This is a genomic window from Myxococcales bacterium, from assembly GCA_022563535.1.
GTDB lineage: Bacteria > Myxococcota_A > UBA9160 > UBA9160 > UBA4427 > DUBZ01.
This window is the reverse complement of record JADFNE010000017.1, coordinates 25,332-41,739: the sequence shown is the minus strand read 5'-3', so window position 1 is coordinate 41,739 and position 16,408 is coordinate 25,332. Positions and strand designations below refer to the sequence as shown.

Annotated in this window: 15 protein-coding genes; 7 read left to right on the top strand and 8 right to left on the bottom strand. The window is 59.1% G+C overall.

Annotated elements, in window-relative coordinates; translation table 11 throughout:
- The first annotated feature begins 8 nt into the window (after window positions 1-8).
- The 4 genes from IH881_07620 to lpxK are packed head-to-tail and all read left to right on the top strand — an operon-like array spanning window position 9 to window position 4,549.
- Entirely contained in the window at window positions 9-974 is a 966-nt protein-coding gene (locus IH881_07620; GenBank protein ID MCH7867553.1) for a Gfo/Idh/MocA family oxidoreductase, read from the top strand.
- Window positions 971-2,134, top strand: a complete 1,164-nt coding sequence (gene lpxB / locus IH881_07615; protein MCH7867552.1) for a lipid-A-disaccharide synthase — start codon at window positions 971-973, stop codon at window positions 2,132-2,134. The genes IH881_07620 and lpxB overlap by 4 nt, the downstream gene beginning before the upstream one ends.
- Window positions 2,115-3,434: a hypothetical protein gene (locus tag IH881_07610; protein ID MCH7867551.1), complete on the top strand. Its 1,320-nt coding sequence runs from the start codon at window positions 2,115-2,117 to the stop codon at window positions 3,432-3,434. The genes lpxB and IH881_07610 overlap by 20 nt, the downstream gene beginning before the upstream one ends.
- Complete coding sequence (gene lpxK / locus IH881_07605) at window positions 3,431-4,549, top strand: tetraacyldisaccharide 4'-kinase (protein MCH7867550.1); 1,119 nt, start codon at window positions 3,431-3,433, stop codon at window positions 4,547-4,549. Before IH881_07610 ends, lpxK begins: the two co-directional genes overlap by 4 nt.
- Here the strand turns inward: lpxK and metG are convergent.
- The gene (gene metG, locus IH881_07600; protein ID MCH7867549.1) at window positions 4,546-6,192 is read right to left on the bottom strand and encodes a methionine--tRNA ligase; all 1,647 of its coding nucleotides are present in this window, start codon (window positions 6,190-6,192) and stop codon (window positions 4,546-4,548) included. The genes lpxK and metG overlap by 4 nt on opposite strands.
- Before the next feature lie 644 nt (window positions 6,193-6,836).
- Between metG and IH881_07595 the strand changes: the two genes are divergently transcribed.
- The 3 genes from IH881_07595 to IH881_07585 all read left to right on the top strand — a co-directional run bounded on the left by IH881_07595 (window position 6,837) and on the right by IH881_07585 (window position 10,718).
- The gene (locus tag IH881_07595; protein MCH7867548.1) at window positions 6,837-8,651 is read left to right on the top strand and encodes a hypothetical protein; all 1,815 of its coding nucleotides are present in this window, start codon (window positions 6,837-6,839) and stop codon (window positions 8,649-8,651) included.
- Window positions 8,648-9,280, top strand: coding sequence for a hypothetical protein (locus IH881_07590; GenBank protein MCH7867547.1), 633 nt, complete (start codon window positions 8,648-8,650; stop codon window positions 9,278-9,280). Before IH881_07595 ends, IH881_07590 begins: the two co-directional genes overlap by 4 nt.
- Before the next feature lie 193 nt (window positions 9,281-9,473).
- Complete coding sequence (locus tag IH881_07585; protein MCH7867546.1) at window positions 9,474-10,718, top strand: hypothetical protein; 1,245 nt, start codon at window positions 9,474-9,476, stop codon at window positions 10,716-10,718.
- Between the two features lie 188 nt (window positions 10,719-10,906).
- Here IH881_07585 and IH881_07580 read toward each other — a convergent pair whose 3' ends face one another.
- The 7 genes from IH881_07580 to IH881_07550 all read right to left on the bottom strand — a co-directional run bounded on the left by IH881_07580 (window position 10,907) and on the right by IH881_07550 (window position 16,271).
- Window positions 10,907-11,332, bottom strand: coding sequence for a response regulator (locus IH881_07580; GenBank protein MCH7867545.1), 426 nt, complete (start codon window positions 11,330-11,332; stop codon window positions 10,907-10,909).
- Window positions 11,319-11,786 carry a sensor histidine kinase gene (locus IH881_07575; protein MCH7867544.1) on the bottom strand — a complete coding sequence of 156 codons (468 nt, stop codon included), beginning with the start codon at window positions 11,784-11,786 and terminating at the stop codon, window positions 11,319-11,321. Before IH881_07575 ends, IH881_07580 begins: the two co-directional genes overlap by 14 nt.
- Window positions 11,787-11,799: 13 nt before the next feature.
- Window positions 11,800-12,561, bottom strand: a complete 762-nt coding sequence (locus IH881_07570) for a HAMP domain-containing protein (protein MCH7867543.1) — start codon at window positions 12,559-12,561, stop codon at window positions 11,800-11,802.
- A gap of 380 nt (window positions 12,562-12,941) precedes the next feature.
- Window positions 12,942-13,814: an ABC transporter substrate-binding protein gene (locus IH881_07565; GenBank protein MCH7867542.1), complete on the bottom strand. Its 873-nt coding sequence runs from the start codon at window positions 13,812-13,814 to the stop codon at window positions 12,942-12,944.
- A gap of 151 nt (window positions 13,815-13,965) precedes the next feature.
- Window positions 13,966-15,030, bottom strand: a complete 1,065-nt coding sequence (locus IH881_07560) for a response regulator (protein MCH7867541.1) — start codon at window positions 15,028-15,030, stop codon at window positions 13,966-13,968.
- A gap of 172 nt (window positions 15,031-15,202) precedes the next feature.
- Window positions 15,203-15,904 (bottom strand): hypothetical protein, encoded by a 702-nt coding sequence (locus tag IH881_07555; protein MCH7867540.1) that lies wholly within the window; start codon window positions 15,902-15,904, stop codon window positions 15,203-15,205.
- A gap of 34 nt (window positions 15,905-15,938) precedes the next feature.
- Window positions 15,939-16,271, bottom strand: coding sequence for a hypothetical protein (locus tag IH881_07550; GenBank protein ID MCH7867539.1), 333 nt, complete (start codon window positions 16,269-16,271; stop codon window positions 15,939-15,941).
- Between the last annotated feature and the right edge of the window lie 137 nt (window positions 16,272-16,408).

The window sequence follows — 16,408 nt, the reverse complement described above, 5'->3', positions numbered from 1 at the left end:
GAGCCCCAGTGAACGAACTACAGATCGTCGTGGTGGGTGCGGGCCATATGGGCCGGCGACACGCGCAAAAAGTCGTGGCCCTGAAAGACGTCGGTGAACCGGTCCGCCTCGTGGGGGTCGTCGACATCGTCGAACACAGAGCCGAGGATCTCGGTAGAAAGCTAGGTGTGCCCTATGCAGTCGATGCGACCGCGTTTCTCTCGCATGCAGACGCTGCGATCGTCGCGGTCTCGACACTCGAACACTACAAAATTGTAAACCAGGCACTGCTCGCCGACTGCGATGTGCTGGTCGAGAAACCCATCGCAGCCACCCTCGATGAAGGGGAGCGGCTGATCGAACTCGCTGAACAGCGAGGACGTGTGATGCAGGTGGGTCACCTCGAATGGTTCAACAACGCCATGCGGGTGGTTCGCGATCGCATCCACCGGCCGCGTTTCATCGAAGTCCATCGCCTGGGACCGTATTCTCCGCGCGCTGCCGATATCGATGTCGTGCGTGACCTGATGATTCACGATCTCGAAATATTGCATCGTCTCGTCGGGGAAGAACCCGAACGCATCGAATCGATCGGAATTCCGGTGTTGTCGAAAGGAATTGATATTGCCAATGCCCGACTCACGTTTCCAGGCGGCTGCGTGGCGAACCTTACCGCGAGCCGGGTCTCGCACACGCCGATGCGCCGTCTGCGCTTCTTTCAGAGCGACGGTTATTTTTCGATCGACTTCCTCGAACAGAGCACCATCGTGATTCGGCGAGAGGTCCCCTACGACGATGCTCCGCCCCAGCTCAAGATCGAAAAGCTCGAGGTGGATCTCGGCGATGCGCTGCTCGATCAACTGCAGCACTTCATCGAAGCCGTGCGAACCCGCAGCAAGCCCGCGGTGGATGGCGCCGACGGTCTAGGGGCGCTGCGAACGGCGGTGCGCATCAACGATGCGATGCCCGACTTCGAGAGCGAATTCGAAGCATGACGACGCTGCTGATCTCCGCGGGTGACGCCTCCGGTGATCTACACGCAGCCGAATTCGTGCGCGCCTTTCTGTCCAAACACAAAACTGCCCGGATTCTCGGACTCGGCGGCGACGAGATGCGCAAAGCCGGAGTCGAGTTGGTGGTCCATCAACGAGACCTGGCGGTTGGAGGTCTGATCGAACTCTCGCGGAGTCTTCCGCGCATCATCTCCGCCTGGCGCAGACTCAATCGAGCGCTCGTGAGCGCCAAGCCCGACCTGGTGGTGTTGATCGATTCGGGTGGTTTCAATATTCCCTTTGCCAAGCGGGTGCGGCGGCACAGCGACGCAAAAATCTTTTACTTCGTTGCGCCTCAAGTCTGGGCCTGGCGTCCAGGTCGCATTGCGAAGCTGGCCCGACGTGTAGACCAGATGGCCGTGATCTTTCCTTTCGAATCGAAGGTCTATGCCGATTCGAGTCTTCCGGTGGAGTTTGTCGGGCATCCCCTGGGTGAAAGGCTCGCAAAGCTCGCGGTCGAGTCGAATCGCAACACAGCTCGCAAGCAGCTGGGATGCGACGGAACCGAGCACATCGTCTCGCTCTATCCGGGCAGCCGCAGCAATGAAATTCGCAATCACTTGCCCGTGCAACTCGCAGCCTGCGCTCTGCTCCACGCCCGTCTTCCCAACGTGCGGTTTCTGCTCGCCGCCGCGCCGACGGTGTCCCGCAAAGCGATCGGTCGCTGGGTGGTGGCGGCGAACCTGCCTCCAAGTCTCCGGTTGGACATTTTCGAAGGTCGATCTCACGAAGTGATGCTGGCTTCGGACGTGGCGCTGGCGAAACCCGGCACGGTGACCGTCGAGCTGGCGTTGCTCGCCCGACCGATGGTGGTCGTGGGCCGAGTCGATCGTTTGACCGCGCTGGTGCTGCGCCGCGCGGTCCAGGTTCCCTTTTACGCAATGCCCAATTTGGTTGCGGGTCGCGAGATTGTCCCTGAGTTTCTCCAGGAAGAAGCACGACCTGAAGCGATTGCAAAGGCGCTGGCAGAACTGATGGCCGGTCCCTCCCGGGAGCGTCAGCTCGAGCATCTGGCCAAGGTTCGAGACGTGCTGTCTTCATTGGGCGCCGCCCGACGCGCAAGTGAAATTGCTGGAGAGATGATTGCCGAACCTGCGGCATAGCGCGCTCGTCCTGCTGGGCTCGGTATACGCTCTGGTTCTCGGCGTGGTCGGTCTGTTGGTCGGTGGGGTGCTGCTGCTGCTACGCCCCGCGCTTCGCTTGGGTCTCTCGCAGCGATTGGGCGGATTGCCCCGGCAGCAGCCCGGTTGTGTCTGGGTGCACGGGGCCAGCATGGGAGAGGCGCAAGCGGGTGCGTCCTTGCTCCTGGCGCTTTCGAGTCTCGGCCTGCGGAGCTTTGGGTCGGCCGTCACCAAAACCGGATACGAAGTATTGAAGCGCATCGCTCCAGCGATCCCTTCGTCGCTCGCACCACTGGATCATCCCGTCTGCGTTGCACGCGCGCTCGCTCGCGTACGACCGAGCGCGTTGGTTTTGATCGAAACAGAGCTGTGGCCGAGCCTCATTTTGGTCGCGATCAGTCGCAGCATTCCGGTGCGGATCGCCTCGGGGCGACTTTCTGACCGCTCGTTCTCCCGCTATCGACGAATGCGCTGGTGGGTCCAGCCGATCATGCGACGTCTCGACGGTGTTGCAGCGCGCTCCCAGCTCGACGCCGATCGCTTCGCTGCTCTCGGCGTTCCCGCAGATCGGATCTGCGTACTCGGCGATCTCAAACTGGATCCCACGGTTGTCCGCGCTCATCTCGCAACGGATCTGGTGCGGGCCACATCTTCGCTGCCGATTCTCGTCGCCGGGAGCACGCATCCCTCCGAAGAGCGGGCCGCTCTCGATGCACTCACGGCGTGCGAAGCCGCGGGCCAGGAAGTCGCCCTCGTGATCGCGCCGCGCCATCTGGAACGATTGGACGACGTCGTGCGCACGATCCGCGCAACGGGCCGCCGACTACACCTGCGCAGCGAATTGGCTGGCCAACGGCTCGCCAATGGGGACGTGCTGCTGCTCGATTCGATCGGAGAACTCGCCGCCCTCTACGCAGCTGCGTCGGTCGCTTTTGTAGGAGGGACCCTGGCAGAAGTCGGGGGACATAATCTACTCGAGCCGCTGTTCGAGGGTTGTCCCGTCGTATTCGGGCCCCATTTTCAGAACGTGCGCGAAAGTGCGAATCTCGCAGAGCAGAGCGGAGCGGGAATCTGCGTTGAATCTGCCGCCAAGCTCGCCGAGGTCGTGGTCGCGCTGATGGCCGACCCGAAGGACTGCCGAGAAAAGGGCTTTGCCGCGAAGCGATTCTTGGAATCCCATCGCGGCAGTGCACTCAGAGTGGCGACGTGGATAAGTGATGGGCTCGGCGGCGGTCTCGGCGATCTTGGCGATCTTGGCGAAGAGGAGCGGAAGCCATCGTGAATTGGCCGTGGCGCGAAACCGAGCCCGAGGGAGTGCCATTGCGCGCGGTGCTGTTTCCCGTCGCCATATTGTCCTGGGGCTACGGTCTGCTGGCATTCGCAGATCGCACTCGCTATTTGCGCGGCTGGAAGAAGCGTCGCCGAGTTGATGCCCGGGTGATCAGTGTGGGTAGTCTGGTGGTCGGCGGTTCCGGTAAGACGCCCATGGCGTCCTGGCTTGCCGAACGGCTCCACCGTCGGGGTCATAAGGTTGCGTTGCTGAGTCGTGGCTACGGCGGAAGACCAGGCGGAAGACCTTTGGGAGGGCACGCCGAGCAGTCGGTCACGGTCGTATCCGACGGCCAACACGTTCTCACCGGACCGGAGCGTACCGGCGACGAACCGTTCATGTTGGCAGGCCAGGCTGCGGGGGTTCCCGTGGTCGTGTCGCAGGATCGGGGGGTCGCCGCACTGCGCGCGATCAGCGCCTACGGCGCAGATGTGCTGATCCTCGACGATGGTTTCCAGCACTACCGACTGCAGCGGGATCTTGACCTGGTGATCTTCGACGCAGAGTTCGGGGCGGGCAATGGTCACTTGCTGCCGCGAGGGCCGCTTCGCGAGTCGCTCCGCGGCTTGCAGCGCGCCGATGCGATCGGTGAAGTAGACGGTGCACTGCCCGAGGCAATCACCCGGGCAATCTCTCGCCATGCACCCGAAGCATTTCGCTTTCGCGCCCAGCGAAGGCCGGTTTCTCTGCGCAATCTAGACGCGACAGCCGTTGTGTCGCCGGACGTCCTTCGGGGCATGAAGGTGGGCATCATCGCGGGCATCGCCCGCCCCGAATCCCTGCGTCAAACGCTTTGCGCCCTGGGTGCGGAGATCGTCGCGGAGCGGATGTTTCGCGATCACCACCGTTACCGCGAGCAGAATTTTCGCGGCTTGACCGAGCAGGCGTCGGTGTGGATTACAACGGAGAAGGATGCGGTCAAGATGCTTCCCGGCTGGACTGCGGGGGTTGATCTTCGCGTGCTCGCGGTGCGAATTGCCGTTGCAGAAGATGACGCCCTGATCGATTGGATCGAATCGCGGCTGGATCTCGGCGGTGCAGGCCGCCAATCGTTGCTCGACGATTAGCTGTCCGTCGTTTCCCGGCTGGCTTCGATCATGGCCGCAACGCGCTCGGGATCTACCCTGCGCATCAGATGCTCGAACGGAGCGACCACGGACCCGGCGACCGGAGTGCTGGCGTCTTGCCAGCGGGCCGGTTTTGCCCCCAACAACGCAGTCGCGCGTTCGGCGAGATTCGGCAACACCGGGCACAGGTAGATCGTGATCTGGCGAAACAGGTTCAGGGCCACGGTGCAGACTTCGAGCAACTCGTCGGCCTTCTCCGGATCTTTGCGCAAAACCCACGGAGCCTTCGACTCCACGTATTCGTTGGCCCGATCGGCAAGCGCCATGATGTTGCGCAGTGCCTTGCCGTAGTCACAGGTTTCGTAGCATTCGGCAATCTCGACCCCGAGCTTTGCAGCGTCGGCGAACAACCCGCCGTCGTCCGGATAGGGACAGAGCGTTTTGCCCTCGACAAAGCGCGCGGTGCGGCTGGCGAGGTTCACCACCTTGCCCACCAGATCGGAATTCACTTTGGCGCTGAACTCGTCAAAGTTGAGATCGATATCCTGCACCGTGCGTGAGAGCTTGCTCGCGAAGTAGTACCGCAGGTAGTCGGGAGACAGGTGCTCGAGATAAGTGCGAGCAAGGATGAAGGTGCCCTTGCTCTTGCTCATCTTTTCTCCGTTCACGGTCAGAAAGCCGTGTACGTGGACTTTCTCGGGCAGGTTGTAACCGGCCGTCGAAAGCATTGCCGGCCAGAACAGGGTGTGGAAGTAGGCGATGTCCTTGCCGATGAAATGGTGGATCTCGCAGTCGTCATTCTTCCACCAATGATCGAGATCGTGTCCATTCGCTTCACACCAGTCCTGGGTGGCACTGATGTACCCGATCGGTGCGTCGACCCAGACGTAAAAGTAGTGGCCCGGAGCGTCGGGGATTTCGAAACCGAAGTAGGGAGCGGGTCGACTGATGTCCCAGTCGCGCAGGGGCTCGGTGAGGAAACTGCCTTTGAGCCAGTTGGCAATCTCGGGTTGTACGTGGTTGCCGTTCTGGGTCCACTCGGTCAAGAAGTCTTGCAGCCGGCTCAGCACGATGAACAGGTGCTTGGCGGTGCGGGTTTCGGGCACGCTTCCACTCAGCGTGCTGACGGGGTTCGTGAGTTCCTCGGGGGAGTAGGCGGCACCGCATGCGTCGCAATTGTCGCCGTACTGTTCCGGGGCCTGGCAGCGCGGGCAGTCGCCTTTGACGAAGCGATCCGCCAGGAACACGCCGGCCTCGGTGTCGAACAATTGAGTGACGTCTCGCTCGACAACATGGCCGGCCGCACGCAGCGCCGCCCAGAATTCGTTGACCAGAGCTTGATTCGAAGGAGCGTGGGTGCTGCCGTAGTGGTCGAAGCGAACGCCGAACGCGGCCAGGTCGGCCTGGTGCGCCTCACTCATGTCGGCGAGGATGGCCTCGGGTTCGATTCCTTCTTCCCGGGCGCGAATCATGGTTGCAGTGCCGTGGGTGTCGTCCGCGCAAAAGAACCGGATGTCGTGACCGCAGAGACGTTGGAACTGCACCCAGATGTCGGAGTACAAGTACTCCACGAGATGACCCAGATGGACGTTCCCATTCACGTAGGGGAGGGCGCTGGTGGCGAGGATCTGACGTTGACTCATGGAATTGTGCGCCCTTTGGTGGTCGTCCCCAATCGTTGTGGACAGCCGTAGAAGTGAACCGGGGAGAATGCCTCGATCGGTAGGTAACGCCAAGGTCTCACGGCAAACGATCGGTCGCCCGCTGGTCCCTCCCAGAGCGTTCTGGGTCGGTCTACGGCGGCGGGTGTGCCTTCGGCGTCGCAGAGGGTTAGCCGACAGAATCCGATCCCCAGTTTTCCCGTTCGGGACCCCGCGCGAGCACTCGGGGAGCCCCCGGTTCTATCTGGTCGATGTCAATTTGCGATACAAGAATGTTCTGATCGAAGGTTTGGAAGCACGCTTCGCGGTCCACGATCTCTTCGATCAGGCACCCGACTTCGTGCAACCCTACCGCGGCGATGGTCCTCCTCTCCCCGGCCCTTCTCGCGAATACACACTCTCACTGGCTTGGACGTTCTAGCCCAGGCCAATCGAGTTGACCCCGGATCGGGGCAATTTGCAGGAACTTTGGAGCGATTTGACACTTAGTTGCACATCGCCGAAAACAAAACGCAGCTTCTTTGAATTCCTGGCCCAGAGTCACTCTTTCAATAGATCTGTTCCGCGACACTGCCTGTCCGAAGTGGCATTGTTCGTATTGGAAGATTCTGGCTGGAGCGCGTCACATGCTGCGATGGTTTTTGCTGCTCAACCTTGGATGCGCGCTCGCGTTGGCGAGTCCTGCCGTGGGCGACCGACTGCTCGTCGCGAGTCAGAACGCGAGTGAGATCCTCGAATACGATGCAGCCGACGGGTCCTTCGTTCGCGTCTTCACGAGTCCGGTGACCGAAGGCTTTACTACGCCAGGCGGCTTCTCCGTGAGACCCGGCGATGGCCAGCTTTACATCTCGAGCACGGGAACTGACGAGATCTGGCAATACGATACCGGGAGCGGTACGGCACTCCCTCCCGCACTCGCGACAGGAGTGATCAGCCCGGCAGGTGCTGATTTTGATGCGTCGGGCGCAACGCTCTACTTTCTCGCGGCGGAGTCGCTGCTCAGTACCGGTACGGATTCAATTCAAGCATTGAACGTCGGCACTGGAGTCGTCTCGACCGTAGCCGTCGACGGCACTGCCAACTTCTCGAGCATATCAGTACAGGGTTCGAACTTGTTCGTGAGCGATTCGCTCAGCGGCCGGGTTTTGCGCTACGCGACCTCCGATGGCGCCGGTAGCGAGGTCGTGAACGGACTCTTGCTCCCCGCTGGCATTCGGGTCCCCAGTTCGAGCCAGATGTTCGTCGCGGATACCGGCAACGATCGCGTGGTCGAGTACCGCCTCGAAATGGGTAACTGGCTCTTCGAACGCGAGGTTCTCACGGCAAGCGCCGGCGTCGATGGACCGACTGGGCTCGCCATGGCGCCGGATGGTCGACTCACGGTCGTGGGCCAGTTCTCCAACAATGCGGTCGCGGTCGATCTCGGCACCCTCGCGGTGTCTCCTCTTGTCGCCCAGGGCGCGGGTGGGCTCAGCCTCGCGAGTGGAGTGGCCTGGAGCGGTTCGACCTTGTTGATTGGCAGTCTCGCGACCAATGCCATCATCTACTACGACGCCAGCGGCAATCCGACCGGCAGTGTGGCCGCCGGTCTGTCTGCACCCGTTGATGCGGGGTTCGGTTTATCACCGGCGGGCAATGTCATCGCATCGAGCCAAAACGACAACGACCTGGTCGAGTTCGACGGCACTTCGGGAAGTGTCGTGCGAAAGTTCTTTGACGCCTGCCCGACCTCGCTCTCGTTTCCCTTCGATGTGCTCACGGATTCCTCTGGCAGGGTCTACGTGAGTTGTCCGAATTCAAATGGCATTCATCGCTTCGACGCCAGCGGTTTTCCGCTCGGGTTCTTCGTCATTCAGGGTTCCGGGGGGCTCGTCTCTCCGCGCGGTCTGGTGTTTCTGGCGAACGGCGATCTCGTGGTGGCGAGCGCGACCGGTGAAGTTCTTCGCTACGACGGCACCACGGGAGCGTTCCTCGAGGTCTTCATCGATACCGGGGGCAACGGCGGTGGACCGATCGATCCGTACGGCATGGCGGTTCAGAATGGTCGGCTCTACATCGCATCGTTCTTCCCGAGTGAGGTGAGGGAGTTCGATGCAGCGACAGGCGATTTTATCCAGACCTTCATCACTTCGGGGGCCGGTGGTCTTGCCGGTCCGACGGCGCTGGCTTTTGGTGCGGGCGGCGATCTCTACGTGACGAGTTTCAACAGCGACTCGATCAAGCGCTATGACGGAATGACGGGAGTGTTCGTGTCTGACTTTGTCCCGCCGGGAAGCGGTGGCCTCGACGGTCCCGTCGATCTCGTTTTCACAGGTGAGACATCGCCCCCGATGGTTCCTGCTCTTGGTACAATGGGCCAAGTCCTGCTCGTCTTTGTTCTGCTCGGATCCGCCAAGCATTTTTTTGATCCACACTTCACCACACGAAGGAGCCTTTTTTGAGTTCGAAACGGATCGCCGCCATCACCTTCATTGGCGCCGCCATCGCCGCTGCAGCCTGGTGGGGAACACGTATTCCTGAACCTGCAATCGGTCCCGGCCCAGTTCCCCTGGGTGAAACCGTTCAGCAGGTACTGCCGGGGGCAGACGGCGAACCCGAAATATGGACCCTGACAAAGCGGAAAGTCGATCGAGAGGATTTCGCAGCGGAAGCCCTGCCCGCGCCGACCCCTGAAGTGGATATCCAAGACAAATTCAACGATTCCGCCCGAGCCCTCGATGCAAGGGCACTAGAGGCGTGGAAGACGGGCGACATTGAAAGCGCGGTGGAGTTTTTTCAGGCTGCGATTAAGGCCGATCCCAATGACCCACAGTCACGTTTGAACTACGGAAGGCTGCTTGTGCTGATGACGGCCCGCGATGAAGCCTGGCCTCATCTCGAAAAGGCAGCTCAACTCGACCCGGGGAATCCTCAGGTCTGGGTCGACCTCATGTCCCTATACGACCAAAGCCAACTTTTTGAGCGCTTGAACTATGCACGAGAGCGGGCAGAAGATTTAGCGGGGGGACGGGCGATCGTTCGCGACCAAACCGGACTCTGGGTTCTTGAAGGAAACTCTGTCTTTCCTTGATCAAGTTCGCGTATTGTCGAGTAGAATTGTACGTAGGGTTCGTCCGCGTACCCGAGGACCCACGGCCGCCTGCTCGTTGTTGGTTGTGAAAGTTATTTCGGCTAGTGCCCAGCCTTTGTTCGTTGATTCTTGTTCATTGATTCTCGATCACCGACTCGTTACCCCAGACTGTTGATCGACCAAGGAGATCCAAATGCAACAGCTCAAGCGTATGATTTTAGTCGCCTCTCTTCTCGTGTTTCCCCTCAGCGCCACCGTCCAGGCCGACACCATTTTAGACGGATCGACGGACGGCGGTGCGTTCTTCAGAATTGTCGTTCCCGACAACTGGAACGGTGACCTCGTCATCTGGAACCACGGCTTCAGCCTCAGCCCGGTTGGCCCGGTGAGCGATCTCGGACCGCTCGCTGGACTTCAGCTCGGCGAAGGCTACGCGTTGGCGGCATCGAGTTACCAACAGTTCGGTTGGGCGCTCTTCAAGACGAAGAACGACCTGCAGAACCTGGTCAATGTCTTCAAGGCCAACTTCGGAGAACCGGGCGACGTGATCGTGACCGGCGGATCCCTCGGCGGCATTGTGACCGCACAGGCGATCGAGAAGGCCCAGCTCGGGAACGTCGTTGGTGCTTATATGATTTGCGGCGCCGTGGCCGGAAGCCGAACCTGGGACGGAGCTATCGACCTTCGCTTGCTCTACGACGCGGTTTGCGACGGGGTCCCCGGCGCCGCCATCCCCGGCGGAGCCACTGGCCTGCCGGCCCCGGGCTTTCCCTTTTATCCGTTCTCCTTCACAGACATGGCTCTCGCGGCCAATGAATGCATGGGCATCCTATTTCCACCGAATTTCAGATCCCCCGGTCAGCAGGCACGCCTTGCTCAGTATCTTGAGGTCACGACCCTGCCCGAGAACTTCGTCCTTACCGATCTCGGGTTTGGACTCTTCGGCATGAGTGATCTCATCTTCAATAAATCGAAGCTCGCCGGCCAGCGAGGGATCGGCAATGCCGGGGTGACTTATAGCGACGCGGCCCTCGACGCGAGCATCGAACGCGTTACGGCGCATCCGGGCGGAGCGAACCGGCTCAACAAGAACTACCAACCCACGGGCAACGTTGGCGATGTCAAGATCGTTTCGATTCACACCGACGGCGATGGCCTGGTGATCATCGAAAACGAGAGTGAATACCAGAAGGTCGTGGATCCCAGCAATCTGACGGTCGCGGTGGTGGACGAAGCTGGCAACACCCACTGCGGTTTTACAGACGCCGAGGTGATCGCGGGCTGGGAGTCATTGCGCGGCTGGGTTGCAACGGACGTACAGCCGAGCGCCGCGTTTATCCAGGGCGTCTGCCAGTCCCTTCCCGCCTTCTTGGGCCCGTGTCGAATCGATCCGAGCTACGTGATCGGCAACTTCGACGATCGCATCCCACTGCGCTGAGAATCGCCGCTCAGTCTTACTGAGTTCATTGGCGTACCAAAAGGGCCACCGCAGCAATGCGGTGGCCCTTTTTACTTGGATCACTCCGCCTTCCAGCGCCGCAACGCAATTTGCAGTGAGCGTGATGGCTCGTCGCCGGGTCGCCTGGGATTGTTTCAATGGCCGTCCATTAGCGGGGGCCTTTTCGTCTACGGCAACTCCACCGCTCGCAAGTAGTGCTCAAACAAGGTCGCAGCCCTGGCGTAACCGTTGCCGCTATTTGATTTGACCATATAGCCGGCGAATTTCTTTTCGTAGGCCTTTGTGCGATCCTCATCGCTGGAAGAAGTCGTAAAGAAAAAGACGATAGACGACTTGAGTTTTTCGTCCCGGCGAAGCTCTTCGAGAAATTCGATCCCGTTCATTCGCGGTAGATTCAGATCCAACACAGTGATGTACGGCCGAGCGACTGGCTTGTGTCCTCCTTCGCCGCGAAGTTTCGCCAGTGCATCGATGCCGTCCTTGGCCACCTCGATTGGATTGGTGATATTGGCTCTAACAAAAGCCCGTCTCATGCCCTGCAGATCGACCTCGTCGTCCTCGACCAACAAGATCGTGGCTTCAGTTCCATTCATGGCGGCTCCCTTCGTATCTGGCCTGAGGGATGTCAGGCGTTATATGACTGGTGCGGTCAAATTCGACAATCCGCGGGGGGGGGGTTGGCCATTCGAACAGTACTGCGGTCCCCCGTGAACCGGACCGCGAGTCGATCCGGACCTTACCTCCGTTTTGTTCGACCAACCGCTTGACGATTGCCAGGCCAATGCCGCTGCCTTCTTGTTCGTCGCGTGGGCGGAGGGTCTGGAACATCCGAAAGGCCTTGTCGTGCAGTTCGGGTGGAATTCCCGGCCCGTCGTCCTTCACTGAGAATTCGTAGAAGGCTCCCCGATTTTGCGCGGAGATCTTCATTCGCCCCGTGTCCCGATCGTGATGCACAATCGCGTTCGTGATCAGATTTCCAAATACGTGTTCCAGCGGCCCGCGGTTCGTTTCGAGCCCGGTCATCTCGTCTGAGATGTCAATCACCATCCCGGGCGGTGCTTCAACCATATCGATAATGCTTCTGACCAAGGTGCCTGTATCTACGGTCTCGGTCTCGGTTCGACCGTCCCATACGCGAATAGGTCAAAAGATCGTCCAGGAGTCGCCCCAGTCGGGACACCCTTGCTCGAAGCAGCTGCATGTTCTCGCGGGGCTGCCCTTCAAGCAATTCACCCAGGTCTTCTTCAATCCACTGGGACAGGCTGTTGATCGCGCGCAAGGGGGCCTTCAGATCGTGCGAAGCAACATAGGCAAACTCTTCGAGTTCCTGGTTGGACCGGGCCAACTCGTGTACGTGAGTCTCCAGCCTCCGTTGGCCGGAGGCCAGCTCTTCCCGCGACGCGCAGAGCTTCGCGGCCATACCGTCGAAGGCGTCCGAAAGTACGCCGATTTCATCTCTTCGGTGCAACCCGATTCTGTATTCGAGGTTTCCCTTGCCAATGGCCACTGCACCCTCCCTCAGGACTGCGAGCGGCCGAGCGATCGAACGGGCGACGAGGGCTCCGATAATGATGCTCGTGCAGAGGATCACGCCCACGGATACTGAAGTCACCACTAAGACGGTTTCGAGATTCTGGCGGGTTTCCTGAGCCGCAACTGATACGTCGATCAATCTGCTGAATTCGTCTCTTGAATGGGAACGCGCCGTGTTGGCAAGTGTTGTCGTGAAGTCTGAGATTGCCTCGCTCAACTGAACGTAATCTGGAGACTGAGCCAACTTCCTGGCCTCTTCAGTCATGTTGTTGTCTGCCAGACTCATCATTTCCCTCTCCCAGGTTTCTAGCCTTTGGCTAGTTTCCTCGAGATTGCGAAAGACGGTCCGATCATCCTCATCGTCTGACTCACGGATAGCGTGTTCGAATGTCTCTGATAGTTCCAGGGAGTCGCGTTCGTATCGCAACGCATAGCCGCGATCGCGGGTAAGAGCGACGTTGTACGCCGAGCGTGCCAGTTCAGTTCTCAGCGAAACGATTCTTGCAGAAAGCCTCGACAAAGATACGGCTCGGCCAAGGGAATCTACTCCTCGTTCCAAATCATCCACGACTGGGCCCACTGTTTGGATCGCGAAGAGAATGGAAAGTCCCAGCCCCAGAACGAGGAGGGCTGATGCGAAGTAACCAATGAAGATCCTGGTCTGAATCTTCATAGGAGAGCCTCTCGGCTGTGCAGCTTGTTGAGATCGACAGGGTGCTGGATGACTCCCTTCACGAGAAAAAAGTCGGAGATGATCCTGCCGGTGCGAAACAACGAGGTCGAGTCTTCAGTTTTCTCAAATGCCCTGTTGTTCTCGGCAAGACCAGGGAAGATATTGCCCTGAATCGTTTTCTTCAGACTTCCTGGTGACATCTTGAAGGCCTTGGACATGATCGCGTAGGCTTCATTCTCGTTTGTGGTGCGAAACCTGAGCGCACGAAACAGACATTTCACGATCTTGCGTACATCCTCGGGTCGTCTCGCGAAAAGGTCCGAATCGGACATCAAGACGTCAGTGACGATTCCCGGAGCGTCTCTTGTGCTTGCCAAGAGCCTGTAACCCTTTGCCAGCGCCTGAGATTGATAGGGTTCCCAAGTTTGCCCAGCATCGATCTTGCCCGTATCCAGTGCCGCCAGTACTTTACTGGCGGGCACAGGGACAACGGTTACATCGTCCTCCGTCAGTCCGTTCAACCGCAGGAGTTCGACGAGGAAGATGTGGTTGAAGCCGTTTAGTTTGTCGACACTGACTCTCCTGCCTTTGAGTCCGCGAATTGTCGTGATTTCCAACTTGCTGATGATCACATCTCCGCCGTTTGAGAAATCGGCGACATACATGATGTGCAGCGGGATTCCCTGTGCGGAAAGGAGCATTGCGTCGGATTGCAAGCCAAAGGCCGCGTCCGCATTGCCTTCTCGAAAGTGTTCCAGGTTGTCTTCGACTCCCTCGATCAAATTGAGTTCGACTTCGACTCCTTCTTCCTTGAAGAAGCCCTTCTCCTGGGCGATGTAGGCATGGGCATATCCGGGCCACAGGTGCATTGTGATCCTTATCGGATCTGAATCCGGTCTGCCCGGAGTCAGCTGCCACAGCAGTGTTGCGGCACTAAAAACAAGCACAGCAACAATGCCAACACGCGTCGCGTTTCTATGCATAAGTCACGTTCTCAGTTTCGATGAAGGCCACACGACTCTACGAGTTCTTGGGAAGACGAATGCGAAATGTCGTTCCCTCGCCGAGGATGGATTCCAGATCAATCGTCCCATGGTGCAGTTCGACGACTCGCTTGCACACGGCCAGCCCTAGCCCGTAGCCCGCAGGTGCATGTTCGGAATTGCGTCGCACCATGGGCCGAAACACATCTTTTACAATCTCGGGGTCAATACCCGGACCGTTGTCCTTTACAGAGATTTCCCATTCGTTCCCGAGATCCTCTGAATAGACGCTGATGTTGGCATCGCGTTCGGGAGTGAATTTCAGCGCATTTTCCAGCAGGTTTTGGAAGACCTCACGCAGGCGTATCGGGTCGCCTTGAACAGTTGGAAGTGGTCCCACTCCCAGCGAGAGGCGCCGGCCCTCAAACGGAACAAGTTCTTCGAGGACCTCAGCCACAATCTCGTTGAGGGCCACTGGCTCGCGACTAAGATCGCCTTCACTCAGCCCGCAGTAGGCCAGAAGCCGTGAAAGGAAGTCTGCCATCTTGCCGACCGTCTTTCGTCCGCGAGTCAAAACCTGCTCTGCTTCAGCGGGATCTTCTCGAAGCTGTTCAGCCGCTATTTCCAGGCAGAGCTGTACCGCCGCGAGTGGGGATCGTAGATCGTGTGCCGCTGTTGAGACAAAGTGACTCATCTCTTCGCGCTGGGCCATCTCTGCTTTTCTGCGTTGATGGGATGCGATTGCTGCCGTGATCGTACCTGGTAGGCGCTTCAAGTACTCTAGACAAATGTCTTTGACGACATAGTCGAACGCGCCATCTCGCATAACAGATACTGCGTGTTCTTCATCCCCGGTACCGGTCAGAATAATCATTGGCGTATCAAACGAGTCGCTGAGGAGGTCGCCGCCGTAGCCATCGCCAAGGGACAGGTCCACGACCGCGAGGTCGACTGGATGACTCGCTAGATAGGCACGGGCCGAATGCAGTGAATCGGCCGTCGCCCACTGGAATTCTGGTAATTCTTTCTCGACGGCTCTGCGAATGACTGCTTGATCGATGATGTCGTCTTCGACCAAAAGAATGGTCGCAGGTTGCGTCACGTTGCTGCTCCCCCCATTCGGGATATATCTCGCCTCCTGGTGAGCGATAGGATATCCCCTGCGGCGTCACTTGTGCAATCGAGATCTTTCTAGGGTGAAACACGGACTCGCCATCATCGTCGAAGGCGAACAGCTACTTGCCCGTCGAGAAATCAATGAGGTGTCGGACGACTTACGCCTTGATGATGTATTCGCTGGTGGGATGGGACTCGAGCTGGCTGAGGTCGAGGAACGCGTTCACGCTGTTCAACATTTTCGTGAGGTTTTGCTCGAGCTTTTCTTTTGAGTCGCCCGCCTTGTACCAGAGCATGGGATCGGTCACGGCTTCGGTGGGGAACCCTTCTTCGACGATTCCGACCCAGGGTGGTGCGTCTTCGGTCAGCGCTTGTACCACGACGTTGCGGATGTAGAGATAAGTACACTGGGTTTCGAGGGCGACCTGACGTTGCACCACTTGCCAGTGTTCGAGGAAATCTTCGTAGGCCATGCCGGCCTTCGGGATCAAGCAGGTGAGCAGGGTCGTTCCCGGAGTGCGTTTGCCTTCGGGCGCGGTATGGGTCGTGTTCAGCAGGGGTACGGACTCGACCACCAGGTAGCCGGCTTTCCGCTCTGTGACGCGATCGATCGCCGCTTCGATTGGGGCCCGATCATCCGCCAGGTCGACCCAAGCCGAGATCATCCCGCAGAGCGGGCGATCCATTTGCGTAATGCGCGCATTCTCGAGGGCGGCGGTTGTTTCGTCGGCGCAAAGAATGCTGAGTTTGTGCACTCCACTCGAAAGAATCTGCTTCGCAGTTTCCCCGACCAATTGATCTCGAAAGTCCGCGTCCGAAACGCCTTCCGGCTTCCAGACGAGGTAACAGATTTTCTCCATCTCAGACTCCTGGGGTTGTTTCCCACGTCTACTTCTATTTATCGGGATCGCCTTCTGCTTCTGTGCTCTGCGGATTCGAACTCTCGTGCTCGGAGTTCTCGTAGTATGCAGACAACGAACGGTGGATCTGGGTCGCGCGTTCTCCACGCCAGCCCTGCATTGCGCTCAGCACGAAGTAGACCTGCTCGCGCATCACGCCAGGGCTGCGGTCCTTGATGGCTTCGAGCGCTCGACTGGCGACGGAGCGCACCGGCGCGCTCTGGCATTCATTGGTGATCGCAACCAGGCTCTCCACCACGCCGAGTTGCCGCACATAGTCCTTGGCCGGGGCGACCCCCGCCTTCGTCTCAGAAGAATCTTCGCTCATCAGAGCGGAAAGATATCACGCTTCAGCGATGGAGGCGGCAACTCTTCCCCCTAAATACAATTCTGGCCTAGGCAACCTCGCCTCCATCATCAGCTTGATAAAATTGACATTTCTCTTGTCGAGCCCCGCAAAACGGC